The sequence below is a fragment of the Cellulosimicrobium sp. GQ32 genome, assembly GCF_059758455.1.
Genome location: NZ_JCAXEP010000003.1, coordinates 1 through 24997 on the forward strand (window position 1 = coordinate 1; position 24997 = coordinate 24997).

Below are 24997 nucleotides of genomic sequence, written 5' to 3' on the forward strand. Positions count from 1 at the left end.
AGGGCAGCACACCCCCGTCGCCCGCCCCAAGTCTCTGCTGACGGGCAAGGACATGAACATCTCCTGGTCGGCGAACTGGGACGACGACCTCGCCGGCTCCACCGCCACCATGGACCAGGACCCGATCCTGGCGCACATGTCCGAGCACGTCGCGACCGAGCTCGACAAGACGTTCATGTTCTACCTGCCCCGCATCTGCGAGCACTGCCTCAACCCCGCCTGCGTCGCGTCCTGCCCCTCAGGGGCCATGTACAAGCGGGCCGAGGACGGCATCGTCCTCGTGGACCAGGACCAGTGCAGGGGTTGGCGCATGTGCGTCACCGGGTGCCCCTACAAGAAGGTCTACTTCAACCACAAGACCGGCAAGGCCGAGAAGTGCACGCTCTGCTACCCGCGCATCGAGGTCGGCCTGCCCACCGTGTGCTCCGAGACCTGCGTCGGACGCCTGCGCTACCTCGGCCTCGTCCTCTACGACGCGGACAAGGTCACCGAAGCCGCGTCCGTGGCGGACGAGCACGACCTCCTCGCCTCCCAGCGCGCCGTCTTCCTCGACCCGAACGACCCCCAGGTCATCGCCGCCGCACGCGCGGAAGGCATCCCCGAGGACTGGATCACCGCCGCCCAACGCTCCCCCATCTGGGACCTCATCACCAAGTACGAGGTCGCCCTGCCCCTGCACCCGGAGTACCGCACCCTGCCCATGGTCTGGTACATCCCACCCCTGTCCCCCGTCGTCGACGTCGTCGCCGCCTCCGGCAACGACGGCGAGGACGGACGCACCCTGTTCGCCGCGATCTCCCAGCTGCGCATCCCCCTCGAGTACCTCGCCGGCCTGTTCACCGCCGGCGACACCGCCCCCGTCGAACGCGTCCTGCGCCGCCTGGCCGCCATGCGCTCCTACATGCGCGACCTCAACCTCGGCCGCGAACCCGACGAACGCACCGCGGCCGCGGTCGGCATGACCGGGCAACAGGTCCAGGAGATGTACCGCCTCCTGGCCATCGCGAAGTACGAAGACCGGTACGTCATCCCCACCGCCCACACCGAGATCGCCCGCGAGCTCGACGAGCTCTCCTGCTCGCTGGACTACGACGGCGGGCCGGGGATGGGTGGCGCGGGACCGACGACGGGCGAGTCGTTCCACGCGGTCGGCGCGCAGGAGCGCGCTACGAGCCCGTACACGCCGTCCACGTCGGGCCGGGTCAACCTGCTCGACTGGAACGGCGACGGGACCCCGGGCGGGCTCTTCCCGCCGTCGCGACCGGCAGGCGGCCCCGAGCCCTCGGGGGGTGCGGCATGAGACGCGCGGCCCGGTCCAGGCCGGCGTCCTCGACGAGCGCGGCGTCGCCCGGTCCCCTGCCGGACGACCAGCGTCGCGCCGCGCACACCGTGATCTCGCTCCTGCTCGACTACCCCACCGCGGAGACCGCCGCCCATCGCGCGGACGTCGAGGACGTCGTCGCCGGGCTGCCACCGGACGTGCGGCGGCCCCTGCGCGCGTTCCTCGACGCCACGGCGTCCGTGCCCCTCCGCGAGCTCCAGGCCGCCTACGTCACGACGTTCGACCTCAAGCGCCGGTGCTCGCTCTACCTGTCGTACTACGCGGCCGGGGACACCCGGAAGCGCGGCGCCGCGCTCGTCACGTTCGTCGAGGCGTTCCGCGCCGCCGGGTGGGAGACCGACGGCTCCGAGCTGCCGGACCACCTGCCCACGGTGCTCGAGCTCTCCGCGCGCACGGACGGCGAGATCGCCGGCATGGTGCTCGACGCGCACCGCGACGGCATCGAGGTCCTGCGCGCCGCGCTCGAGACCGTCCGCAGCCCGTACGCGCACGTCGTCGCGGCGCTCGTCGCGACGCTGCCAGCGCTGCAGTCGGAGACCGCCGCGCGCTTCCGCGACCTGGTCGCGGCGGGGCCGCCCACCGAGCTCGTCGGCCTGAGCGACCTGTCCCACCTCACCCCGTTCGCCACGATCCCGAGCCTGACCGAGGAGACCCGACGATGAGCCCGCTCGACGTCCTGCTGTGGGTCGCCGTCCCGTACGCGGTGGCGGCCGTGTTCGTCGTCGGCCACGTGTGGCGGTACCGCTACGACCAGTTCGGCTGGACCACGCGCTCGTCGCAGCTCTACGAGAGCCGCTGGCTCCGCCTCGGCTCGCCGCTCTTCCACGTCGGCATCCTCATGGTCATCGGCGGCCACGTCGTCGGCATCCTCGTGCCGCGCCCGTGGCTCGAGGCCGTCGGCGTGGACGAGCACGCCTACCACCTCGTCGCGACGATCGCCGGGACGTTCGCGGCCGTGCTCACGGTGGTCGGGCTCGTGATCCTCGTCCTGCGCCGGAGGCTCTCCGGCGCGGTCTTCCGCGTGACCACGCGCACGGACAAGCTCATGTACGTCGTGCTCGGCGCCGCGATCGGGTTCGGCACCCTCGCGACGGTCCAGCACCAGATCTTCGGCGGCGGCTACGACTACCGCGGCTCGATCTCGCCGTGGTTCCGCTCGCTGCTCACGTTCCAGCCGGACCCGTCCCTCATGGCCGACGTCCCGCTCGCGTTCCAGCTCCACGTCCTGTGCGGCCTGGCCCTGTTCGCGCTGTGGCCGTTCACGCGCCTCGTGCACGTGTTCTCCGCGCCGCTCGGCTACCTCACGCGCCCCTACGTCGTCTACCGGCGCCGCGCCGTCGCGACATCGTCGCGCGCCCCGCGCCGCGGCTGGGAGCCCCCGAGCGCACCCTAGCCCTGCTCCAGCCTCGACGGCGCAATCCGCTGGAGGGGCCACGCCGACGAGTACGTGAACGGGTTCCCAAGGGTCGACATCCCATTGCGGCCAAACACAAGATCGCTTCGATGGCCTAGCGAAATCCGTAGCCGTAGGAGATGATCATGACGTGGACCTCAAGTTTCGAATTGCCAGACTGACATCAAATCTCGGAGACGTCGTAGACCTTGACGACGCCGGCATCACCTGCATAGTCGGACCAAACAACGTAGGGAAGTCGAAGCTACTCCGTGAGATCCGGCGCTTCCTGGTTGCTGTTGATGACGATCAGCAAATGGTTCTGAACTCAGTCGAAACACGCGAACCTCTCATCAATCAACTCGGAGTAGAGAAATTCGCCGCCTTTCATGCCCGCACATGGGCTCCCGATTCAGATCCGAATCTCGTGGCATGGCTCGAAGAGCATTCAGGCGCACACGGGCCGGACTATCAGGGTGTCGTTAAGTACGCCCCGAGAGGTGGCGGCATTCCGGTAACGTCGACGACCTTCTTCCAGGGGATCAGCACCGAGCGGTTACAGCCGGACGTGGCACCGTTCTTCCTCAACGACTCGAGCGTGGGAATGGGAAGCCTCAGCGGGTCCTTCCACTCCATGGAAGGCGGGGGCGACACTGACGCAACATTCATGGCAATTATCCACCGGAGCCATGACAAGGCTGAGGCGGAGATTTCATCCGTGTTTAATGAAGTTTTCGGAGAGCCTCTCGTGTACGACCAGGCAACCGGATTCTACGGACTTCGACTCGGCACCGTGGATAAGTCACTCGTGGAGGACGGGCGGTTTACCGAAGCCTATACGGAAGCCATGCGCAGGCTGCCGAAACTTGCGCTACAGGGTAACGGGATGCAGTCGTTCGTGGGACCCGTGGCCACCTTATTGCTGGGGGGTGCTCAGGTGCTGCTTCTTGATGAGCCCGAAACATATCTCCATCCACCGCAGGCTCGAGCACTCGGTCGAATTGTCGGGAGGGAGTCAAGCGCTAGAGATCGCCAAGTTATTGTAGTCACCCACGACCGCGACTTTGTCGTTGGACTGCTCGAGAGCAAAGCGCCGCTGCGATTCGTTCGCATTGCACGTGAAGGCGCCGGAAATCGCCTTTCCCAGGTTAACACCGACGATGTCAAGTGGATCTGGAACAGCGCCGTTCTTCGCTATTCAAGCGTGCTTTCTGGGTTATTTTATCGTAAGGTTATTGCATGCGAATCTGACGCCGACTGCCGTTTCTATGGAGCCGTGCTGGACGACCTTTTAGAGTCGTCCGAGATCCACCGCTCAGCAAACGAGACCCTATTCATTCCTTCGGCTGGCAAGTCAGGAATCGAATCGCGTGTCCGCGCGCTAGCAAAACTCCACGTTTCGGTGAGCGTAATAGCCGACTTCGATCTCCTCCTGGATGAGCCCGTGAAGATCAAGGGAGTCCTTGAGGCCCTCGGTGAGGTCTGGGATGCCGAGGATTTGAATGACTTTAACTTGATCAAGCAAGACATTACAGATAGCAACATCCGCGAGACAGCTAAGAAATCGGGCACTGCGGTGCTTTCTCCCGGCAAGCCCTCAGCTGCCGCAATCCGATTCCTCGAACGCCTGGATGCGCGTGGTGTTCACATCGTGCGCACCGGTGAGATGGAGTCCTTTGACAAGACGATCTCGCTGCAAAAGGAGGCGTGGGTGAACCGGGCGCTTGAGAATGGTCTTCACCGCGATGCTGGCGAGCATCGCGAGATGGTCAAGCGCGCGGCGACGGTGCGTCGATAGCGCGTAATTTGGCAGGACATCATTCAAGTTCGGACGTTTCTTGAGCCGAGGATGGTGCGAAACGCACGTGCGCACAACGACGCCCGGCGGCCATCTCCGTGCCGCCGGGCGTCCTCGCGCGCCGAGCCGGTCGGGCCGGCCCGGGCTCCTCAGCCCTGCGCGGGTACCGGCCGGCGCGTGAGGCGGATGCTCACCGCGGTCGCCTCGCGCGACAGGTACTCGCGGTCGAACGCGCCGGGCTCGCGCCCCTCGAGCTGTGCGAGCAGCGGGAGCGGGTCGTGCGGCGCGACGAGGACGAGCCCGTCCCCGGGCGCGAGCGCCTCGAGCGCCCCGAAGACGACGCCGTGTCGCACGGCGTGCGGGATCGTGCGGACGTCGAGGACGATCTCGGCCTCGTCGTGCGCGCACCCGCAGGTGTGCCCCTCCTCAGATCCTTCGCCGTGCACAGCCCCGTGCTGCGGGGGCTCGGTGATCTCGATCGGTTCTGCTGCCATGGTGGTCCTCCTGGTCGTGGCGCGAGCGCCGGGTGGGGTGCTGGGTCTGCGGTCCGCCGGCACGGACGACCACGCCGGCGGGTGAGACGGTCAGGGCGTCACGGCGAACGCGCCCGACGCGCCGCGCTCGGCGTCGGACATGGCGTGCGTGACGAACGGGTAGGTCCCGGACTCGGGGAACGCGAGCTCGACGAAGCCGCCCTGCGCGGGCAGCAGGCCGAGCGCCTGGCTCCCGCCGGAGCTCCCGGCCGGGAGCGAGTACGCGCCCTCGTGGTAGACGGTGTCGAACTGGCCGCCGACGACGTGGAACGCGCTCGGGCGGTTCGGCCCGGCGTCGAGCACCCACACGCGGACGCGCTCGCCGACCCGCGCCTCGAGCGGGTCGTAGCGGTACTGGTTCGCGTAGCCGTTGAACGCGAGCAGGTCGGGCTCGGCGGCCGCGACCTTCGCGTCGTCGGCGGACGCGCCCTGCGCGCCGAGGTAGAGCTCGGACTGGACGACGACGTACTCGCGGTCCACGGGTGCGAGGTCCGGCGGGTCGACGACCACCGCGCCGAACATGCCGTTCGCGATGTGCAGCGACATGGGCATGGTCGAGCAGTGGTACATCCAGATCCCGGCGCGGGTCGCCGTGAAGCGGTAGACGAGCGACTCCCCCGGCGCGATGGTCCGCATCGGCTCGTCGGGCGCGAGCGCGCCCGCGTGGAAGTCGACGGAGTGCCCGATCGTGCCGTCGTTGACGAGCGTGATCTCGAAGACGTCGCCGATCTTCCCCCGCAGCACGGGCCCGGGCGCGGTCCCGCCGAAGGTCCACGCCGTCTGCTCGACGCCGGGCGCCACCTCCTGCACCTCCTCCGTCACGGTGAGGGTGCGCCGGTGCACGACGGGCTCGCCCGCGGGATCGATCTCGGCCGGTGCGAGGGTCGCGTCGCGCGCGGTGAACCCGTCGCCCGGGTGCGTCATGAGGTCGACGTCGGACGCGGCCAGCGAGTGGGCCCCGCCCGAACCCGTGCTCGCGTGCCCGCCGTGCGCATCGTGCTCGTCGCGGCCACCGTCGTCCGCCGTGTCCGTCTCGCCGGAGCCGTCCGAGCCGCCGGTGCCCTCGACGTCGATCGTGAGCGTCATGCCCATGAGCCGGTGCCCGGCGACGGAGCACCAACCGTCGAGCGGACCGCTCACGACGCCGACGTCGACCGTGGCGGTCTCCCCCGGTGCGACGCGGCCCGACGTCGTGCCGTCCTCGAGGACCAGGTCGTGCACGTCGTCGTCGGTGTTGGTCAGCTCGACGACGAGCCGGTCGCCCGCGGGCACGGTGATCGTGTCCGGGACGAACCGCATGTCGGCGGCCTCGACCTGCACGGTCGTCGTGCGGCCGGTCGCCGCGACCGGCACGCCGGCCCCTCCGGTCCCGGCGACGGCGCCACCCCCCACCACGCCCGACCCGACGCCCGCCGCGACCGGGTCCGCAGCGACGCCGCCCACGACCGCGAGCGCCAGCGTCGCGACGGCGGCCGTCACCGCGCCCGCGAGGGGCCGGCGCGCCTGCGCGTCCCGGCGTGCGGTGACGGCGCGATCGGCGTCGCCGCGGCGCGTGCCCGACGGCGGAGCGCCCGTCATGACGCTCGCCGCACCGGGGTCGGATGGCTGTGCCGGAGACGGGGCCGCCGTCGACTCGGACGCGCCACCCCCCGAGACCGCGTCGCCCCGCGTGACCGTGTCGCCCCGCGTGACCGTGTCGCCCCGCGAGACGACCACGGCGCGCAGCGCCAGCACGAGGAAGGCGAGGAAGGTCGCGAAGACGACGAGCGAAAGGCCGACCCGCACCCACGACGGCAGCGGCAGGAGGTACAGCGCGAGGCCGCCGTTCGCGACGAGCACCCGGTACGCGCCACCCGCCCCGACGACGGCCTCGGTGCGGCGGCGTCGTGCCGGACCCCCGCCGAGCACGACGGGGACGAGGTACGTGAGCGCGCCGAGGAGCACCTGCGCGGCGAACCCGACGACGAACGGGAGCAGCAGCCCGCCGATCGCGTCCTGCGCCGCGGCCCACGACGGCGCCGTCGCGACGCCCGCCCCGAACGCGGCCACGCTCCCGGCGAACCACGCCACGGACGCGGCGAGGCTCCACGCGGCGAACCCCCAGGCGCCGCGCTGCGCGGACCGACCCTGCGCCGCGAGGTGCCGCCCGACCAGCACGACACCGCCCAGCACGACGGCCGCCCCGGCCGCGACGAGGGGCCGCCAGCCGACCGCGCACGCCGCGACGACGAGCAGGAACCCGGCGGTGAGGACCGGCAGCGCGCGGCGGGCCGCGACGTCGGCGTCGGGCTCGATGCGCGTGCGCAGCACGGTCGGCCACAGCAGCACGAGCGTGCCGAGCACGGTGAGACCGACCCACCCGAGGACGTTGAGCGTCACGTGCGCCACGTAGAGGCGGCCGTACGCCTCCGTCCCCGCGCCGCCGCGGGCCATGAGGACGCCGAGCGTCACGCCGACCGGCAGGCACGCGGCGGCGACGACGTAGTACCGGACGAGCCGGCCGAAGCGCGACGGCAGCGCACCGCGGCCCTGGAGCGCGAGCACCGTCGCGTGCGTCACCGCCCCCGCGCCCACGAGCACCCCGCCCGCGACCACGAGGGACCACACGTCGGTCAGCAGCCCCGCGACGACGAGCAGCGCACCGACCGTGTGCGCGGCGAGCCGCGCGACGTGCAGCGGGCGTCCGCCCGGTGCCTGGCGGCGCAGCATCGTGTCGGCGAAGTGCTGGCTCCACACGAGGATGGCCGTGCTCACGGCACCGAGCATGAGGACGTGGACCATGAGCCACACGGCCTCGGGCACGAACCGGTGCACGACGACGAGCACTGCCTCGGCCACGAACCAGCCGAGGACGAGCGCGTGGAGCCACAGGTTGCGCGCGGTGCCCCCGACCTTCTGCGTCCCGGGCAGCGGTCCGGCGGGCCGGGCGGACAGGAGCGAGGGTCGCTCGGGCGAGGCGGGCACGGTCACCTTCCGGAGACGATCGGGAGTGCGGCAGCTGCCGAGGGAGGACCCTGGTCTGCCGAGGTAGAGCCCTGGTCACGCGAGGTAGAGCCCTGGTCTGCCGAGGGAGAACCCTGATCACGCGACGAGGGGCCCTGGTCCACTGACGTGCGCGCCAGGGTGGGCCGAGCGGCTGACCGCACACCTCGGAGCGAAGACCAGACCGCGACCCCGACGAACCCGAGGACGGCGACGACGTTCCCCGCCCCGCCCACGCGGACAGCCGCGACAGCACCAGGGCCGTCGCCCGCGAGGTCGCCGGCGACCCGGACGGCGAGCGACACGTGCAGCAGCACGAGCGGCCGCCACATCGCGGCGCGGTACGGGAGCGGACGGCGCAGCACGGCCGGGAGGATGAGCGGCGCGTGGGCCATGATCATCGACAGCCCGAACCCGAGGAACACGGCGTGCACGACGGCGTCGTACGTCGTCCCCGAGCGGAGCGTCACCGCCGGGCCGAGCCCGGAAGGACCGGCCCCCGCCGCGAGGAACACCCAGGCCGCGCCCGCGACGACGAGCCACGCGTAGCCCGCGAGCATCGCCGCCGCGGCGAAGCGCGGCAGGCCGCGACCACGGACGGTGCGGCGCGCGACGTCCTGCCGCAGCAACGCGACGGCCGACGCCGCGAGCGCCGCTCCGGCGAGCGCGTACCCGGGTGCGGGCGCGAGCAGGGCGACGCACGCCGCGCCGACGTACACCAGCGCCCCGGCGAGGACCCCGCGCTCGGTGCGGGCGTCGATCTCGAGCCGCGCGAGCTCGACGCGCTCGCCCAGCACGGTCCAGGCGACGAACCCGACGAGCCACGGCAGCAGGTCCGGGACCGCGACGCCCGCCGCCCAGAGCGCGGCTCCGCCGACAGCCAGCACGGCCCCTGCGGCCTGGATCGCCGTCGCGACGGCGGGCTGCCGCCGCCACACGACGGCGTAGATCGCGACGAGCCCGAGCGTCCCCGCGACGAGCAGCCCCTGCCCGACCGCGCCGGGCGCGGGCGAGAGGAGCGCGAGCGCGCCGAGCCCGAGCGCGGCGGGTGCGAGGTAGGCGACCGGGCGCCGCACGGCGACGGCGCGCTCGAGGGTGACGAGCGTACCGACGAACCCGAGCACCATGAGCAGGCCGTGCGCGTCCTGGACCCGCACGGCAGGGACCGGCGACGGGAGCCCGAGCAGGGCGAGCCCGGTCGCGAGCCCCGTGAGCAGCGCGACCCCGGCGGGGAGCACGAGGAGCGCTCGGAACGGCGTCCGGCTCGTCACGCCCCGAGGGTTTTCCACGGTCCCGACCGTAGGAATCCGGCGGTACGCCCGGACAGGGCCGAAGGTCCCGCCACCGCCCACCGGTCACGTGGGCTGGGTCACGCCGGCGATCACGCGGGACCGGAGACGCAGGGCAGGTATGCGGCGGCTCACTCGCGCGCCCGGACGAGGTCGCGCACGGCGGGGCCGACCGTCTCGCCGTACGCGCGCAGGGTCTCGTCCTTGGCGTCGTGCTGGAGGTAGACGGCGAACTGGTCGACGCCGAGCGCGGCGAGCTCGCGCAGCCGCTCGACGTGCCGTTCCGCCGGTCCGACGAGACAGAAGCGGTCGACGATCTCGTCCGTGACGAACGTCGTATGGGTGTTGCCCGCGCGTCCGTGCTCGTTGTAGTCGTAGCCCTGGCGCCCCGCGACGAAGTCGGTGAGCGCGTGCGGGATCGTCACGCCCGCGCCCGCCTCCGACCCACCAGGCCCGTAGCGCGCGACGATCTCCGCGACGTGGTTGCCGACCATCCCCCCGAACCAGCGGCACTGGTCGTAGGCGTGCGCGAGCGCACGACGTCCCGCCTCGCCGTCCGACGGGGCGTGGTCGGTCACGTACGCGGGCGCGGCGACGCAGATGCGCACCGCGTCCGGGTCGCGACCCGCGCGCTCGGCCGCGGCGCGCACCGCGGCGACGGACCACGCGACGACGTCGGGGTCGGCGAGCTGGAGGATGAAGCCGTCGCCCACCTCGCCCGTGAGGGCGAGCGCCTTCGGCCCGTACGCCGCGACCCACACGGGCAGCCGAGAGTCCGGGTTCCACGGCAGACGCAGCGTCGAGCCGCGATACTCGACGGCCTCCCCCGACGCGAGACCGCGGATCACGCCGATCGCCTCGCGGAGCTCGGCGAGCGTGACGGGCCGCCCGTTGATGACGCGCACCGCGGAGTCGCCGCGGCCGATGCCGCAGATCGTCCGGTTGCCGAACATCTCGTTGAGGGTTGCGAAGAGCGAGGCGGTGACGGTGACGTCGCGCGTCGCGGGGTTGGTGACCATGGGGCCGACCGTGACCCGGTGCGTCGCGGCGAGGATCTGGGAGTAGACGACGAACGGCTCCTCCCACAGCAGGTGCGAGTCGAAGGTCCACACGTGCGAGAAGCCGTACGTCTCCGCCTGCCGCGCGAGGTCCACGACCCGCCACGCGGGCGGGTCGTTCTGGAGCACCACCCCGAGGTCCATGCCCGCCTCCGATCCGGACCCGCGCTCAGCGCAGGTACGCCGACAGCCCGCGGCGCAGGAACCGCCCGTGGCCGGGACTGCCGTGGTACGTGCCGTCCTCGACGACCACGCGCCCGCGCGACATGACGACGTCCACGTGCCCGTCGACCTCGAACCCCTCCCACGCCGAGTGGTCCATGTTCATGTGGTGCGTCTTCCCGTACCCGATCGACGTGCGCCCGGCAGGGTCGTAGACGACGACGTCGGCGTCCGCGCCCGGGGCGAGCACGCCCTTGCGGCCGTCGAGCCCGAACATGCGGGCCGGCGTCGTGCAGCACAGCTCGACCCAGCGCTCACGCGTGATGCGCCCGTCGACGACGCCCTGGAAGAGCAGGTCGAGGCGGTGCTCGACGCCGCCGATCCCGTTGGGGATCTTCGAGAAGTCGCCGCGCCCGAGCTCCTTCTGCTCCTTCATGCAGAACGGGCAGTGGTCGGTGCTCACGACGGACAGGTCGCCCGTGCGCAGGTACCGCCACAGCTCGTCCTGGTGGCCCTCCGCGCGCGAGCGCAGCGGCGTCGAGCACACCCACTTGGCGCCCTCGAAGTCGCCCCACTCGTCGCTGCGCGCGGCGAGATGCTCCTCCAGCGACAGGTAGAGGTACTGCGGGCACGTCTCGCCGAACACGTTGTGCCCCTCGTCGCGCGCCTGCGCGAGCGTCGCGACGGCCTGCCTCGCGGACATGTGCACGACGTACAGCGGCGCACCGGTCAGGCGCGCGAGCATGATCGCGCGGTGCGTCGCCTCCTCCTCGGTCTCCCACGGTCGGCTCGTGCCGTGGAAGTACGGGGCGGTGTCGCCCCGGTCGAGCGCCTCCCGCACGAGGACGTCGATCGCGATGCCGTTCTCGGCGTGCATCATGATCACCGACCCGTTGTCGCGCGCCTTGCGCATCGCGCGCAGGATCTGCCCGTCGTCGCTGTAGAACACTCCCGGGTAGGCCATGAACAGCTTGAAGCTCGTGATGCCCTCGCTGACGAGCTCGTCCATGGCCTTGAGCGAGTCGTCGTCGACGCCCCCGAGGATCTGGTGGAACCCGTAGTCGATGGCACACTGCCCGTCCGCCTTCGCGTGCCACGCGGCGAGCCCGTCCTGGACGCGCTCGCCGGTGCGCTGGACGGCGAAGTCGACGATCGTCGTCGTGCCGCCCCACGCCGCGGCGCGCGTCCCGGTCTCGAACGTGTCCGACGCGTTCGTCCCGCCGAACGGCAGCTCCATGTGCGTGTGGCAGTCGACGGCACCCGGGATGACGTACTTGCCGGTCGCGTCGATCACGCGCTCGGCGGTCGCGGCGAGGTCGGCGCCCAGGCTCGTGTCCCCGGGCCGCAGGAGCGCGGCGACCTGCTCGCCGTCGACCAGCACGTCCGCGGGCATCGAGCCCGTGGGCCCGACGACGGTCCCTCCCCGGATCAGCGTGTGCGGCATCGCGTGCTCCCCTCTCGGGTCCTCAGGTCACGGCCGGGTGAGGTCGTCGTAGGCGTCGGGCCGGCGGTCGCGGTAGAACTGCCACCGGTCGCGCACGACGCGCAGGAGGTCCAGGTCGAGGTCGCGCACGACGAGCTCCTCCTCGTGGTCGTCGGCGGGGTCGCCGACGAACGCGCCCTCCGGGTCGACGAAGTACGACGTGCCGTAGAAGTCGTCGTCGCCCAGGTCCTCGACGCCCACACGGTTGATCGCGCCGACGTAGTACTCGTTCGCGACCGCCGCCGCGGGCTGCTCGAGCTTCCACAGGTAGTTGGAGAGCCCGCGGCTCGTCGCGCTGGGATTGAGCACGATCTCCGCGCCGTTCAGGCCGAGCGCGCGCCACCCCTCCGGGAAGTGCCGGTCGTAGCAGATGTAGACGCCCACGCGCCCGACGGCGGTCTCGAACACCGGGTAGCCCAGGTTACCGGGGCGGAAGTAGAACTTCTCCCAGAACCCGCGCACGTGCGGGATGTGCGTCTTGCGGTACTTGCCGAGGTAGCGTCCGTCCGCGTCGATCACCGCCGCGGTGTTGTAGAGCACGCCGGGCTGCTCCTCCTCGTACACGGGCAGCACGACGACGGTCCCCAGCTCGGCCGCGAGCGCCGAGAACCGCTCGACCGTGGGCCCGGGGACGGACTCGGCGTACGCGTAGTACGCGGCGTCCTGCACCTGACAGAAGTACGGCCCGTAGAACAGCTCCTGGAAGCACACGAGCTTCGCGCCCTGGTCGGCGGCGTCGCGCAGGTGCTTCTCGTGGACGTCGATCATCGACTCCTTGTCGCCCGTCCAGCGGACCTGGGTGAGCGCGGCTCGCACGGTGGTCATGAACCCTCCTCAGTTGTGGGCATGAAATGGGCCTGGTCTGGGGGCGCGAACCGGGCCCATGTCATGCCCGCACCGCCTCGGTGTGCTCGTCGGCGACGTCGAGGGCGGCGTCGATCGCGGCGAGCCCGTGCTCGAGGTCGTCGGCGGACGTGACGAGCGGCGGCGCGACGTGCAGGCGGTTGAAGTGGACGAACGGCCACACGCCGCGTTCCTTGACCGCGGCGACGACGGCGGCCATCGGCGCGGCAGCGGGCCCGCTCGCGTTGAAGGGGACGAGCGGCTCGCGCGTCTGCCGGTCGCGCACGAGCTCGACCGCCCAGAAGAACCCGAGCCCGCGGACCTCCCCGACGCTCGGGTGCCGGTCCGCGATCTCATGCAGCCGCGGCCCGATGACGTCCGCGCCGAGCGTCCGGACCCGTTCCAGGATCCGCTCGTCCTCGAACGTGCGGACCGACTCGACCCCCACGGCGCACGCGAGCGGGTGGCCGGAGTAGGTGAGGCCGCCGGGGAAGACGCGGTCGTCGAACGTCCGCGCGACGTGCTCCGAGATGACGACGCCGCCCAGCGGCACGTAGCCCGAGTTCACGCCCTTGGCGAAGGTCACGAGGTCCGGCACGACGCCCCACCGGTCCACCGCGAACCACTCGCCGACCCGGCCGAACCCGACCATGACCTCGTCGGTCACCAGGAGGATGCCGTGCTCGTCGCACAGCGCGCGCACGCCCGCGAGGTAGCCGTCGGGCGGGATGAGCACGCCGTTGGTCCCGACGATCGTCTCGAGCAGGATCGCCGCGACCGTCCCCGGCCCCTCGAGCTGCACGACCTCGCGCAGGTGGGCGAGCGCGCGCTCACCCTCCTCCGCGTCGTCGCGCGCCCCGAACGCGGAGCGGTAGGCGTACGGGCCGAGGAAGTGGCGCACGTGCGGGTCGGGCGAGACCTCGTTCGGCCAGCGTCGCGGGTCGCCCGTGAGGGAGATCGCCGTCGTGGTGTTGCCGTGGTACGAGCGGTAGGCGGCCAGCACCTTGGCGCGGCCCGTGTGCAGGCGCGCGAGCCGCACGGCGTTCTCGACGGCGTCCGCCCCACCGTTGGTGAAGAAGACCCGCCATGGCCGGTCGTCGCCTGCCGCGCCGGTCGAGGCACCGCCGGTCCGGGCCCCTGGTGCGCGCTCCGCGATGAGCCGGGCGAGCTCTCCCCGCACGTCGTTCGCGAACGTCGGGCCGACGGTGGCGAGCCGGCCCGCCTGCGCCTGGAGCGCGGCGACGAGCCGCGGGTGCTGGTGGCCCAGGTTGAGGTTGACGAGCTGGGACGCGAAGTCGAGGTAGCGGTTCCCGTCCTCGTCCCAGAACCACGCGCCCTCCCCGCCCGCCACGGGCAGCGGGTCGATCGCGCCCTGCGCGGACCACGAGTGGAAGACGTAGCGGTCGTCGGCGCGCGTGCTCGAGGTGCGCCGGGCGAGCTCCTCCGTCGTCATCGGGCACTCACCGGGTCCGCGGGAAGCCGAGGTCGACGCCCGCCGTGGACGGGTCGGGCCAGCGCGTCGTGACGACCTTGGTGCGCGTGTAGAACTGCACGCTCTCCGGCCCGTAGACGTGCAGGTCCCCGAAGAGCGAGCTCTTCCAGCCCCCGAACGAGTAGTAGCCGACCGGCACGGGGATGGGGACGTTGACGCCGATCATGCCCGCCCGGGCGTCGACCTCGAACGCGCGCGCCGCGCCGCCGTCGCGCGTGAAGATCGCCGCGCCGTTGCCGTAGGGGTTGTCGTTCACCAGCCCGACGGCCTCGTCGTAGGACTCCGCGCGCACGACCGACAGCACGGGCCCGAAGATCTCCTCGCGGTACACGGTGTGCTCGGGGCGCACGTGGTCGACGAGCGTGGGGTGCAGGAAGAACCCTTCCCCGAGATCCCCCGCACCGTCGGGGGCCTCGCGCCCGTCGACGACGAGCGCCGCGCCCTCCTCGGCGGCGGTCCCGATGCGCGCCGCGACCCGGTCGCGGTGCTCGGCCGTGATGAGCGGGCCCATCTGCGACGCGGGGTCGGAGCCCGGCCCGACGACGAGGCGCGCCACGCGCTCGCGGATCGCCTCGACGAGGGGGTCGGCCACCGCGCCGACGGCGACGAGCACGGAGACCGCCATGCAGCGCTCGCCGGCCGACCCGTACGCTGCGGAGACCGCCGCGTCGGCCGCGACGTCCACGTCGGCGTCGGGCAGCACGACCATGTGGTTCTTCGCCCCGCCGAGCGCCTGGACGCGCTTGCCGTGCCGCGTCCCCGTCTCGTAGACGTGCCGGGCGACGGGCGTCGAGCCGACGAAGCTCACGGCCTCGACGTCGGGGTGCTCCAGCAGCCGCTCGACCGCGACCCGGTCGCCCTGCACGACGTTCACCACGCCGTCCGGCACGCCGGCCTCCTGGAGCAGGCGCGCGACGACGAGCGACGCCGAGGGGTCGCGCTCGCTCGGCTTGAGCACGACCGTGTTCCCGCACGCGATCGCGTTGGGGATCATCCACAGCGGCACCATGGCGGGGAAGTTGAACGGCGTGATGCAGGCGACGACGCCCAGGGCCTGCTTCACCTCGTGCACGTCCACGCCCGACGACGCCTGCTCGGTGTACCCACCCTTGAGGAGCTGGCCGATCCCGCACGCGAACTCGACGCACTCGAGCGCGCGGGCGACCTCGCCCGCGGCGTCGGAGAGCACCTTGCCGTGCTCGGCGCTCACGACCGCCGCGACCTCGTCGCGGTGGTCGACGAGGAGCTGGTGGAACGCGAACAGGATCTCGACGCGACGGGACACGCTCGTCGCGCGCCACGGGGGGAACGCGTCCCGCGCCGCGGCGACCGCGGCGTCGACGTCCGCGACGGACGCGAGCGCGACCCGCCCCGTGACCGCGCCCGTCGCCGGGTCGTGGACCGGTCCGTACCGCTCCGCGTCGGGCCGCGCGCGACCCGCGACCCAGTGCCCGATGCGCGACTGCCCGTCGCGTCCCTGCCCGCCGTCCGTCGCGGTCGGGGCGCTCGTGGCGCCCTGCGCGTGCGGGGAGATCCCAGCGGTCGTCTCCACGTCCTCGCCTCCTCGCGCGCCGAGGTGGTGGCGCGCCGTCGCAGCCGATCCCTCAGTCTGGCACGGAAGGCGCGTTCGTGTGGTGCGGATCACAGCGCCCGCCCGGTAGCGTCGTGCCTCGTGAGCGCAGCGCAGCCCCCGTCCGCCCGGCCCGTTCCCCGGTTCGACCGCGCGACCCTCGTCCCGCTCCTGCTCGTCGTGACCGTCACCGCGATCGTCGTCGAGCTCGTCCGGTCGAGCGGCCCGCTGCTCGACCACGCGTTCTCCGCCGGCGTCGTCACCGTGGCCCTCACGGCGCTCGCGACGTACGCCGCCCCCGGCGTCCTCGTCGTGATGATCGCGGCGCGCCTCGAGCTCACGGGGAGGGTCGTGCTGCTCGCCGTGGCCGCGCTCGTCGTGGCCCGCCTCGCGCTCCAGGGCCTCGGCGCGGCGATCTCCGCGGGCGTGGACCTCGGACTCGTGCGGTACGGCGTCGGGCTCGCGACCGTCGCGCTCGGGATCGGCGTGCTCGTGCTCGTGGCCGCGTTCGCGAGCGGGACTCCGACCCGAGACGGCACGGACCTCGACCCCGCACCCGGCAGCGACGGCGCGCCCGAGGCTGCGCCAGTCCGACCGGACGGGCGCCTCGCGCGCGGGTCGCTGGTCGCGCTCGGCGTCGTGCTCGGCGCCCTGCTCGCCGGGGCGGTGAGCGCCGCCCTCGGCACGTGGGACGCCTACTGGCGGTCCGACGTCGCGGCGTGGGTCGTGACGGTCGCCGTCGCCGGCGCCGCGGTCGCGTGCGCGTGGGTGCTGCGGGGCCGCGCCGCGTGGCCGGGCGCGCGCGGCCTGTGGGTGCTCGGCCCGTTCGTCGCGCTCGCGGTGCAGGTGCTCGCCAACCCGGCGTTCGCCGCGTCCCAGGCGGGCGTCGCGCTGCCGTTCGCCGTCGCCGCCCTGGCCGTCGCGGCGGTGCTCGCCGCGTGGTTCGTCCCGTGGGCGGGCCGGTCGAGCCGGCCCGGGTCGCCGTGGCTGTCCCCCGCCGTGCTCGTCGCGGGTGTCGCGGTGGTGTTCCTCGCGGTGCCACGCCTCGACGGTCCCGGGACGGTCGGCGGCTGGGCGCTCCTCGCGCTGCTCGTGCTGCTGGTCCCCGCGGCCGCGCGGACGCTCGCCCTCGCCCTGACGAAGGCCGCGCGCCCGCTCACGTGGCTGCGGCTCGCAGGCGCGGCCAGCGTCGCCGGGCTCACGGCCGCCGTTCCCCTGCTCGGGTACCAGCTGGAGTACGACGTCCCGCTCCCCGTCCCCCACACGCTCGTCCCCGTCGCCGCCGCGCTCGCGCTCGCCGTGCCCGCGGTCGTCACCGGACTTCGCACCCGAGGTGCGTCGGCGTCCACGACCGACACCGCGGCCTCGGGCACGACGTCCGCCGACGACGCCTTCGGTGCCCCCGCTCTCGCACTCGGCGGGGCGGTCGCGGTGCTCGCGCTCGTCGGGATCACGCAGGTCCACGTACCGACGACGACGTCGGCCGTCGCCGACTACCCGGTCGGTGAGCTGCGCGTGCTCGACTGGAACCTGCACTACGGCGTGAGCGCCGACCCGTCGGTCCGGCTCGACGAGATGGTCGCGACCGTCGAGGACTCCGGCGCGGACGTCGTCACGCTGCAGGAGGTGTCTCGCGGCTGGGTGCTCGGCGGTGGTGCGGACATGGCGACCTACCTCGCGCGCGAGACCGGGATGCGCGTCGCCTTCGTCCCCGCGGCCGACCGGCAGTTCGGCAACGCGATCCTCTGGGACCCGCTGCGCGGCGACCTCGACGACGTCGTGCGCCACGCCCTGCCGTACGGCGCCGGGCCGCAGGAGCGCTCCGCGATCTCCGCGACGCTCGACGCCGCGGGCGTCCCCGTGCGCGTGACGTCGGTGCACCTCCAGCACCGCGAGGAGAACACCCCGACCCGCCTGGACCAGCTCGAGACGCTCCTCGCCGACGAGCCCGTGGAGGGCGCGTACGTCCTCGCGGGAGACCTCAACGCCGAGCCCGGCTGGGACGAGATCACCTTCCTCGAGGAGCAGGGCCTCGAGAGCGGTCAGGACGCCGCCGGCGACCCCGACGCGCTCACGTCGCCCTCGGTCGCGCCCGCCCATCGCATCGACTGGGTCTTCGGCTCCGACGTCGTGACCTTCCGCTCCTTCGAGGTCCTCGACGTCACCGCCTCCGACCACCGTCCGCTGCTCGCCGAGCTCCGCGCGCGCGACTGACGCCCGCGGTCCGGTAGACCCGTGGCCGCGCGACTCGGCTCTACCTCGCGCGACTCGGCTCTCACCTGGCCGCGTTAGGGTCGGCGGGTGCGCATCGAGCTGACCGTGACCGAGGCTGTCGAGATCGCGCGCGCGACGGGCGGGCTACCGCCCTACGTGCGCTCCGTGACGAGCGAGGGCGACGACGTGCGGGTCGTCGTCGACCTGCGCGAGGTGCCCGACCCGCCGTCGGCACTCAAGCTCGCCGCCCGGCTGGTCCCCGTGGTGCGGGCCACGCTGCACGTCGAGTCGGTCGTGGCGGGCACCGCCGTGCTCGCGGTCGAGGCCAACGCCGCCGGACTGCCCGCGCACAAGCTGCTCGGCTTCGTCGAGGCCCCGCTCCAGGGCGCGCTGCGTTCGCACGGGCTGCCGCCCCAGGCGGTGCGCGTGCTCCCCGACGCGCGGGTCGCGGTCGACGTGCAGGCCCTTCTCGGCGGCGTGCTCGAGCACACCTTCCCGGGGTTCCAGCTCACCGAGCTCGCGTTCGCGGACGGGACGCTGCGCCTGGACGGCCGCCTCTGAGGTGTCGCGCCAGCGGGCGGACGGCCGGGCCGTCGCGCCGCTCCTCGTCCTGCTCGGCCCTGCGGCCACCGGCAAGTCCACGCTCGGCGAGCTCGTGGCCGGTCTGCTCGGGGTCGCGTTCGTCGACCTCGACGCCGTCGCCGACCGCTACTACCCGGAGGTCGGGTGGAGCGTCGACCGGCTCGTCGAGCGCATCGCGGTGGTCGGCCGGGTCGCGGCGGAGCGCGAGTGGGAGCCGGCGCGGGCGCACGCCGTCGAGCGTGCGGTCGCCGACCACCCCGGCGCGGTGCTCGCGCTGGGTGCAGGGCACGCGTCGTACACGGAACCGGCGTGCCTGGACCGCGTCCGTGCGGCGCTCGCGCCCGTGCCGCACACCGTCCTCGTCCTGCCCGGCGTCGACCGCGAGCACGCCCTGACGGTGCTGCGGGCGCGGTCGGTCGCGTCGAAGGGCACGGACTGGGTCCGTGACGGCCACGACTTCCTCGCCGAGTGGTACGACGACGTGGGGACGCGCGGTCTGGCGCACCGCACCTTCCTCACGGGCGCGGACGACCCGGCCGCGAGCGCCCGGCGGCTCGTCGACATGCTCGGCTGAGGAGCTCGGCTGAGGGGAGCCGCCGCGCTCAGTCCTCGCGGTGGTGCAGCATGCGCGCGACCTCGGCGATGGACCCCGACAGCGACGGGTAGACGGTGAAGGCCGACGCGACGTCGTCGACCGTGAGCCGGTGGGACACGGCGAGCGTGATGGGGAAGACGAGCTCGCTCGCGCGCGGCGCGACGACGACGCCGCCGAGCACGACGCCCGCCTCGGGGTGCGCGAAGAGCTTGACGAATCCGTCGCGCATGCCGAGCATCTTGGCGCGCGGGTTGCGCGCGAGCGGCAGGACCGTCGTGACGTACTTGCTGCTCTGCGCCTTGAGCTGCTCCTCGCTGTACCCGACGGTCGCGATCTCGGGCGCGGTGAAGATGTTCGCCGCGACCGTCCGCAGCTTGATCGGCACGACGGCGTCGCCGAGCGCGTGCGACATGGCGACGCGGCCCTGCATCGCCGCGACCGACGCGAGCGGCAGGACGCCGGTGCAGTCACCTGCCGCGTAGATGCCGCGCACCGACGTGCGCGACACCTTGTCCACCTCGACGTGCCCGCTCGGCGTGAGCCGGACTCCGGCCTCCTCGAGCCCGATGCCGCTCGTCGACGGGATGGCGCCGACGGCGATGAGGACGTGCGAGCCCTCGACGACGCGGCCGTCGGACAGGGTGACGCGCACGCCGTCCTCGGTGCGCTCGGCGGACTCGGCGCGCGACCGCGACATGACCGTCATGCCGCGCGAGCGGAAGACGCCCTCGAGCAGCTCGGCCGCGTCGGCGTCCTCGCCGGGCAGCACGCGGTCGCGGCTCGACACGAGCACGACGTCCGAGCCCAACGCGTTGTACGCGCCCGCGAACTCGGCGCCGGTGACGCCCGACCCCACGACGATCAGCCGCTCGGGGAGCTCGGACAAGTTGTAGAGCTGGGTCCACGTGAGGATGCGCTCGCCGTCGGGCTGCGCCGTCGGCAGGACGCGCGGCGTCGCGCCGACCGCGAGGAGGATCACGTCGGCGTCGAGCACGACGGGCCCGTCCGCGCCGTCGGGCGCGTCGACGACGACGCGCGCCGGGCCGTCGAGGCGACCCGCGCCGATGACGACGCGCACGCCCTCGCGCTCGAGGCGCGCGTGGATGTCCGCCGACTGCGCGGCCGCGAGCGCCATGACGCGGGTGTTCACGGCCTCGAGGTCGACGATGTGGCGCCGCATCGCGGGGTGCTGCGCCTTGGCCGTGTCGACGGGCAGGCGGATCCCGAGCTCGGCGGCGCGCTCGGCGATCGTCATCCAGTCGGCGGTCGCGATGAGGGTCTTGGAGGGGACGACGTCGGTGAGCACGGCCGCGCCGCCGAGGCCGTGGCGCTCGACGACGGTCACGTCGGCGCCGAGCCGGCGGGCGACGAGAGCGGCCTCGTACCCTCCGGGCCCACCTCCGAGGACGACGATGCGGGTGGCCTGGTGGTCGATGCTCGCGTGCGTCACGCCGGACATTCTGTCAGGCCGTCGCGTCCGGCGGTGTCAGCATGCGAGACGTCGGGGCCGGTGAGGGCCGCGCGGCGGCGCCGCCCCTCGTCGGGTCGCGCGCCCGGGGACGGACTAGCCTTGCGACCATGACGACGACGCCTGCGAGCACACCCCCGCTCGACGATCCCGCGACCGACCCGTTCCTCGTGGCGCGGGCCGCCGCCGACCACATCGCACAGGCCACGGGGGTCGACGGCCACGACATGGCCCTCGTGCTCGGCTCGGGGTGGGGCGGCGCCGCGGAGCTCCTGGGCGAGGTCGTCGCGGAGGTCCCGACGCACGAGATCCCCGGCTTCTCCGCCCCTGCGGTCGCGGGCCACCTCTCGGTGACCAGGTCGATCCGGGTCGAGCGGGCGGACGGCTCGGTGCGGCACGCGCTCGTGCTCGGCTCGCGCACGCACCTCTACGAGGGCAAGGGCGTTCGCGCCGTCGTGCACGGCGTGCGCACGGCGGCCGCGACGGGCGCGGAGACGCTCATCCTCACGAACGGCTGCGGCGGCCTCAACCAGGACTGGGGCGCGGGCACGCCCGTGCTGCTCGCCGACCACATCAACCTCACGGCCCGCAGCCCCCTCGAGGGACCGACGTTCGTCGACCTCACCGACGTCTACTCGCCGCGCCTGCGCGAGCTCGCGCACCGCGTCGACCCGACCCTCCCCGAGGGCGTGTACGCGCAGTTCCCCGGACCCCACTACGAGACCCCGGCCGAGGTGCGCATGGCCGGGATCCTCGGCGCCGACCTGGTCGGCATGTCGACGACGCTCGAGGCCATCGCGGCCCGCCACTGCGGCCTCGAGGTGCTCGGCGTCTCGCTCGTGACGAACCTCGCCGCCGGGATCAGCCCGACGCCGCTCTCCCACGCCGAGGTCATCGAGGCCGGCCAGGCCGCGGGACCGCGGATCAGCGCCCTCCTGGCCGACATCGCGAAGCTGGTGTGACATGACGGACCGCACCGCGGGCTACCGCACCGACCCTGCCGACGACCCGACGTTCGACCCCGGGACCGACCGCGGCGCGTTCCTCGAGCGCGTCGCCGCGTGGATCGACGACGACGTCGACACGGGCGACCAGGACGAGCTGCGGCACCTGCTCGACCTCGCCGACTCGCCGGACCCGCGCCAGCACGACGTGCGCGTCGCGGCCCTCACCGAGCTCCAGGACCGGTTCTCGGGGCCGCTGGAGTTCGGCACCGCGGGCCTGCGCGGCCGCATGGCCGCCGGTCCCCACCGCATGAACCGCGCGGTCGTCATCCGCGCGGCGGCGGGTCTCGGGGCGTTCCTCCTCGACACGCTCGGCCCCGCGGGCGCCGGCGGCGCTGCCCGCCCGCGCGTCGTCGTCGGCTTCGACGCGCGGCACCGCTCGCGCGCCTTCGCGGTCGACAGCGCGGCCGTGCTCACGGCGGCCGGGCTCGACGTGCTCGTCCTTCCGTCCGCCCTGCCGACGCCGGTGCTCGCGTTCGCGGTGCGCCACCTCGGCGCGGACGCGGGCGTCATGGTGACCGCGAGCCACAACCCACCCGCCGACAACGGGTACAAGGTCTATCTCGGCGGGCGTGTCGTCACCGACTCCGGGCAGGGCGCCCAGATCGTGCCGCCGTACGACGCGCGCATCGCCACCGCGATCGCGGCCGTCGGGCCGGCGCGGTCGGTCCCGCGCGCGAGCGAGGGCTGGACCGTCCTGGGCCGCGACGTCGTCGACGCGTACGTCCGCTCAGTCCTCGCGCTGTCCGACGGCGCCCCCCGCCGGCTCAAGGTCGTCACCACCGCGCTGCACGGCGTGGGTGGCGAGACCGTCGCCCACGTGCTGCGGGACGCGGGCTTCACGACCGTGGTCCCGGTCGAGGAGCAGCTCGACCCGAACCCCGACTTCCCGTCCGTCGCGTTCCCCAACCCGGAGGAGCCGGGCGCGATGGACCTCGCGCTCGCCGTCGCGCAGGACTCCGCTGCCGACGTCGTGCTCGCCAACGACCCCGACGCCGACCGCTGCGCCGTCGCGGTGTTCGACCCGCGCGTCGGCACCTACCAGGGCGCGGAGACCGCCCGCTCCAACGGGTGGCGCATGCTCCACGGCGACGAGGTGGGCGCGCTGCTGGGCGACGACGTCGCGCGGCGCGTCGCGGCGTCCGGCGCCGCCGGCGGGGTGCTCGCCTGCTCGGTCGTGTCCTCGCGGCTGCTCGGGAAGATCGCGGCCGCGCACGGCCTCGGCTTCGCGACGACGCTCACGGGCTTCAAGTGGATCTCGCGGGTCGACGGGCTCGTCTTCGGCTACGAGGAGGCGCTCGGGTACTGCGTCGACCCCGCGCACGTGCGCGACAAGGACGGGATCAGCGCCGCGCTGCTCGTCGCGCAGCTCGCGAACCGCCTCAAGGCCGAGGGCCGCTCGCTCGTCGACGCGCTCGACGACCTGGCGCGCCAGCACGGCCTCCACGTGAGCGACCAGCTCTCCGCGCGGTTCACCGACCTCGACCGCATCGGCGAGACGATGACGCACCTGCGCGCCGCTCCCCCGCGCACGCTCGCGGGCGCAGGCGTCGCGGACGTCGCCGACCTGTCCGCCGGGCTGGACGGCCTGCCGCCCACCGACGGCGTGCGGATCCTCACCGCCGACGGGACGCGCGTCATCGTGCGCCCCAGCGGGACCGAGCCGAAGGTGAAGTGCTACCTCGAGGTCGTGCTCCCCGTCGCCCCCGACGCGTCGCACGACGACCTCACGGCGGCCCGCGCCGCCGCACGCGACCGCCTCGACCGCGTGAAGGCGGACATGCAGCGGGCTCTGGGTCTCTGAGGCTCAGCGCTCGGGAAGCTCGAGGACGCGACGCATGAACTCGTCCCACGGGACGCGCTCCTCCCTCGTCGGGTGGAGGCCGTCCCAGACGACCGCGACCTGGTCCTCGCGGTAGAGGTCGGCGCCGTACACGTCGCCCGGGACCTCGAGGTAGCCGGCCTCGGAGCGCGCGAACGCAAGGATCCGGGCCCGCGTGCGTGCGTCGACCGTCTCGCGGAGGAACAGGTCGAGGCTCGTCGTCACGGAGCCCATGCTGTCAGGTGACGAGCAGGCCCGCGGCCCGCCGCGAGGCGTACCGGCGGGTAACCTGGGGCGATGAGCACAACGACACCGACGTCGGTCGCCGAGACCGGCCGGGCGGGCACCGGAACGGCACCGGCGACCCCGGGTTCGGCCGACCGGTCCGCTGCCGAGATCGCCGATCTCGCGCGCTCCGTGACAGGTTCCGCCCTCCTCGACGACACCGCCTGGCGCCGCTACCTGCACGGGCTGCCGGGGGTGGACAAGGTGGGCGCCGACGGCCGCGCGGCAGCCCTGGGCACCCGCTCGATCAAGACGACGTCCAAGGCCTGGGCGCTCGACACGATCATCCGGATGGTCGACCTCACGACGCTCGAGGGCGCGGACACGCCCGGCAAGGTGCGCGCGCTCGCCGCGAAGGCGGTGCGCCCCGAGCCCGCGGACCCGTCGTGCCCGTCGGCCGCCGCCGTGTGCGTGTACAACGACCTCGTGCCCGTCGCCGTGGAAGCGCTCGCCGGGACGGGCGTCAAGGTCGCCGCCGTCTCGACCGCGTTCCCGTCGGGTCGCGCGAGCCGCGCGGTACGCCTCGCGGACACGCGTGACGCCGTCGAGGCCGGCGCGGACGAGATCGACATGGTCATCGACCGCGGCGCGTTCCTCTCGGGGCGCTACTCCCAGGTCTACGAGGACATCGTCGCCGTGCGCGAGGAGTGCCGCGCGAACGGGCACCATGCGCACCTCAAGGTCATCCTCGAGACGGGCGAGCTCGCCACGTACGACAACGTGCGGCGCGCCTCGTGGCTCGCGATGCTCGCGGGCGCCGACTTCATCAAGACGAGCACCGGCAAGGTCTCCCCCGCGGCGACGCTCCCGGTGACGATCGTCATGCTCGAGGCCGTGCGCGACTTCCGGGCGCTCACGGGCGTCCCGATCGGGGTCAAGCCCGCCGGAGGCATCCGCACGTCGAAGGACGCGATCAAGTACCTCGTCGCGGTCAACGAGACCGCGGGCGGCGACTGGCTCGACCCGGACTGGTTCCGGTTCGGGGCGTCGTCGCTGCTCAACGACGTGCTCATGCAGCGCAACAAGCTCGCCACCGGCACCTACTGGGGCCCCGACTACGTGACCGTCGACTGAGCCGGACT

Annotated in this window: 20 protein-coding genes; 10 read left to right on the forward strand and 10 right to left on the reverse strand. The window is 73.1% G+C overall.

Translation table 11 applies throughout. The features are described from left to right. The 4 genes from narH to AC6CH9_RS06185 form a co-directional block, all read left to right on the forward strand. On the forward strand, positions 1 to 1300 hold a 1300-nt coding region (narH, locus tag AC6CH9_RS06170), incomplete at its 5' end, for a nitrate reductase subunit beta (protein ID WP_498154133.1). Next, positions 1297 to 2004 carry a nitrate reductase molybdenum cofactor assembly chaperone gene (gene narJ / locus AC6CH9_RS06175; RefSeq protein WP_498154134.1) on the forward strand — a complete coding sequence of 236 codons (708 nt, stop codon included), beginning with the start codon at positions 1297 to 1299 and terminating at the stop codon, positions 2002 to 2004. The genes narH and narJ, both read left to right, overlap by 4 nt. Then, a complete protein-coding gene (gene narI / locus AC6CH9_RS06180; protein WP_498154135.1) occupies positions 2001 to 2735 on the forward strand; it encodes a respiratory nitrate reductase subunit gamma in 735 nt (244 codons plus the stop codon). The genes narJ and narI overlap by 4 nt, the downstream gene beginning before the upstream one ends. Positions 2736 to 2886: 151 nt before the next feature. Then, positions 2887 to 4533, forward strand: a complete 1647-nt coding sequence (locus AC6CH9_RS06185) for an ATP-dependent nuclease (RefSeq protein ID WP_498154136.1) — start codon at positions 2887 to 2889, stop codon at positions 4531 to 4533. Positions 4534 to 4682: 149 nt separating this feature from the next. Here the strand turns inward: AC6CH9_RS06185 and AC6CH9_RS06190 are convergent, their stop codons facing one another. The 8 genes from AC6CH9_RS06190 to AC6CH9_RS06225 form a co-directional block, all read right to left on the reverse strand. Continuing rightward, on the reverse strand, positions 4683 to 5027 hold the full coding sequence (locus AC6CH9_RS06190; RefSeq protein WP_498154137.1) for a DUF2249 domain-containing protein: 345 nt from the start codon (positions 5025 to 5027) through the stop codon (positions 4683 to 4685). Between the two features lie 90 nt (positions 5028 to 5117). Beyond that, the gene (locus AC6CH9_RS06195) at positions 5118 to 8036 is read right to left on the reverse strand and encodes a multicopper oxidase domain-containing protein (RefSeq protein WP_498154138.1); all 2919 of its coding nucleotides are present in this window, start codon (positions 8034 to 8036) and stop codon (positions 5118 to 5120) included. After that, the gene (locus AC6CH9_RS06200; protein WP_498154139.1) at positions 8033 to 9319 is read right to left on the reverse strand and encodes a DUF8744 domain-containing protein; all 1287 of its coding nucleotides are present in this window, start codon (positions 9317 to 9319) and stop codon (positions 8033 to 8035) included. The genes AC6CH9_RS06195 and AC6CH9_RS06200 overlap by 4 nt, the downstream gene beginning before the upstream one ends. A gap of 149 nt (positions 9320 to 9468) precedes the next feature. Next, entirely contained in the window at positions 9469 to 10539 is a 1071-nt protein-coding gene (locus AC6CH9_RS06205) for a TIGR03842 family LLM class F420-dependent oxidoreductase (protein ID WP_498154140.1), read from the reverse strand. A 25-nt stretch (positions 10540 to 10564) separates the two neighbouring features. Next, positions 10565 to 12001, reverse strand: coding sequence for a dihydropyrimidinase (gene hydA / locus AC6CH9_RS06210; protein ID WP_498154141.1), 1437 nt, complete (start codon positions 11999 to 12001; stop codon positions 10565 to 10567). A gap of 27 nt (positions 12002 to 12028) precedes the next feature. Continuing rightward, positions 12029 to 12865: a nitrilase-related carbon-nitrogen hydrolase gene (locus AC6CH9_RS06215; protein ID WP_498154142.1), complete on the reverse strand. Its 837-nt coding sequence runs from the start codon at positions 12863 to 12865 to the stop codon at positions 12029 to 12031. A 61-nt stretch (positions 12866 to 12926) separates the two neighbouring features. Continuing rightward, complete coding sequence (locus tag AC6CH9_RS06220) at positions 12927 to 14336, reverse strand: aspartate aminotransferase family protein (protein WP_498154143.1); 1410 nt, start codon at positions 14334 to 14336, stop codon at positions 12927 to 12929. A gap of 7 nt (positions 14337 to 14343) precedes the next feature. Next, complete coding sequence (locus tag AC6CH9_RS06225; protein WP_498154427.1) at positions 14344 to 15831, reverse strand: CoA-acylating methylmalonate-semialdehyde dehydrogenase; 1488 nt, start codon at positions 15829 to 15831, stop codon at positions 14344 to 14346. Positions 15832 to 16047: 216 nt separating this feature from the next. Here AC6CH9_RS06225 and AC6CH9_RS06230 point away from each other — a divergent pair, with 216 nt between their 5' ends. The 3 genes from AC6CH9_RS06230 to AC6CH9_RS06240 all read left to right on the forward strand — a co-directional run bounded on the left by AC6CH9_RS06230 (position 16048) and on the right by AC6CH9_RS06240 (position 19315). Beyond that, positions 16048 to 18159: an endonuclease/exonuclease/phosphatase family protein gene (locus tag AC6CH9_RS06230; protein ID WP_498154144.1), complete on the forward strand. Its 2112-nt coding sequence runs from the start codon at positions 16048 to 16050 to the stop codon at positions 18157 to 18159. 87 nt (positions 18160 to 18246) lie between these two features. Beyond that, positions 18247 to 18720 (forward strand): hypothetical protein, encoded by a 474-nt coding sequence (locus AC6CH9_RS06235; RefSeq protein WP_047233494.1) that lies wholly within the window; start codon positions 18247 to 18249, stop codon positions 18718 to 18720. 1 nt (position 18721) lies between these two features. Further along, complete coding sequence (locus AC6CH9_RS06240; RefSeq protein WP_498154145.1) at positions 18722 to 19315, forward strand: hypothetical protein; 594 nt, start codon at positions 18722 to 18724, stop codon at positions 19313 to 19315. A gap of 28 nt (positions 19316 to 19343) precedes the next feature. Here the strand turns inward: AC6CH9_RS06240 and AC6CH9_RS06245 are convergent, their stop codons facing one another. Next, the gene (locus AC6CH9_RS06245) at positions 19344 to 20795 is read right to left on the reverse strand and encodes an NAD(P)H-quinone dehydrogenase (RefSeq protein WP_498154146.1); all 1452 of its coding nucleotides are present in this window, start codon (positions 20793 to 20795) and stop codon (positions 19344 to 19346) included. Positions 20796 to 20914: 119 nt separating this feature from the next. Here AC6CH9_RS06245 and AC6CH9_RS06250 point away from each other — a divergent pair, with 119 nt between their 5' ends. Further along, positions 20915 to 21766 (forward strand): purine-nucleoside phosphorylase, encoded by an 852-nt coding sequence (locus AC6CH9_RS06250; protein ID WP_498154147.1) that lies wholly within the window; start codon positions 20915 to 20917, stop codon positions 21764 to 21766. Between the two features lies 1 nt (position 21767). Further along, positions 21768 to 23612: a phospho-sugar mutase gene (locus AC6CH9_RS06255; protein ID WP_498154148.1), complete on the forward strand. Its 1845-nt coding sequence runs from the start codon at positions 21768 to 21770 to the stop codon at positions 23610 to 23612. 3 nt (positions 23613 to 23615) lie between these two features. On the opposite strand, the gene AC6CH9_RS06260 is transcribed toward AC6CH9_RS06255, so the two are convergent. Beyond that, complete coding sequence (locus AC6CH9_RS06260; protein WP_498154149.1) at positions 23616 to 23855, reverse strand: hypothetical protein; 240 nt, start codon at positions 23853 to 23855, stop codon at positions 23616 to 23618. A gap of 72 nt (positions 23856 to 23927) precedes the next feature. On the opposite strand from AC6CH9_RS06260, the gene deoC reads away from it, so the two are divergent. Then, positions 23928 to 24989: a deoxyribose-phosphate aldolase gene (gene deoC, locus AC6CH9_RS06265; protein ID WP_498154150.1), complete on the forward strand. Its 1062-nt coding sequence runs from the start codon at positions 23928 to 23930 to the stop codon at positions 24987 to 24989. Positions 24990 to 24997: the final 8 nt, after the last annotated feature.

What these genes read in the sequence shown, in the direction of transcription:
- narJ (WP_498154134.1), top strand. Translation starts at nt 1,297, where the DNA reads ATGAGACGCGCGGCCCGGTCCAGGCCGGCGTCCTCGACGAGCGCGGCG.
- narI (WP_498154135.1), top strand. Translation starts at nt 2,001, where the DNA reads ATGAGCCCGCTCGACGTCCTGCTGTGGGTCGCCGTCCCGTACGCGGTG.
- AC6CH9_RS06190 (WP_498154137.1), bottom strand. Translation starts at nt 5,027, where the DNA reads ATGGCAGCAGAACCGATCGAGATCACCGAGCCCCCGCAGCACGGGGCT.
- AC6CH9_RS06205 (WP_498154140.1), bottom strand. Translation starts at nt 10,539, where the DNA reads ATGGACCTCGGGGTGGTGCTCCAGAACGACCCGCCCGCGTGGCGGGTC.
- hydA (WP_498154141.1), bottom strand. Translation starts at nt 12,001, where the DNA reads ATGCCGCACACGCTGATCCGGGGAGGGACCGTCGTCGGGCCCACGGGC.
- AC6CH9_RS06215 (WP_498154142.1), bottom strand. Translation starts at nt 12,865, where the DNA reads ATGACCACCGTGCGAGCCGCGCTCACCCAGGTCCGCTGGACGGGCGAC.
- AC6CH9_RS06220 (WP_498154143.1), bottom strand. Translation starts at nt 14,336, where the DNA reads ATGACGACGGAGGAGCTCGCCCGGCGCACCTCGAGCACGCGCGCCGAC.
- AC6CH9_RS06245 (WP_498154146.1), bottom strand. Translation starts at nt 20,795, where the DNA reads ATGTCCGGCGTGACGCACGCGAGCATCGACCACCAGGCCACCCGCATC.
- AC6CH9_RS06250 (WP_498154147.1), top strand. Translation starts at nt 20,915, where the DNA reads ATGACGACGACGCCTGCGAGCACACCCCCGCTCGACGATCCCGCGACC.
- AC6CH9_RS06255 (WP_498154148.1), top strand. Translation starts at nt 21,768, where the DNA reads ATGACGGACCGCACCGCGGGCTACCGCACCGACCCTGCCGACGACCCG.
- deoC (WP_498154150.1), top strand. Translation starts at nt 23,928, where the DNA reads ATGAGCACAACGACACCGACGTCGGTCGCCGAGACCGGCCGGGCGGGC.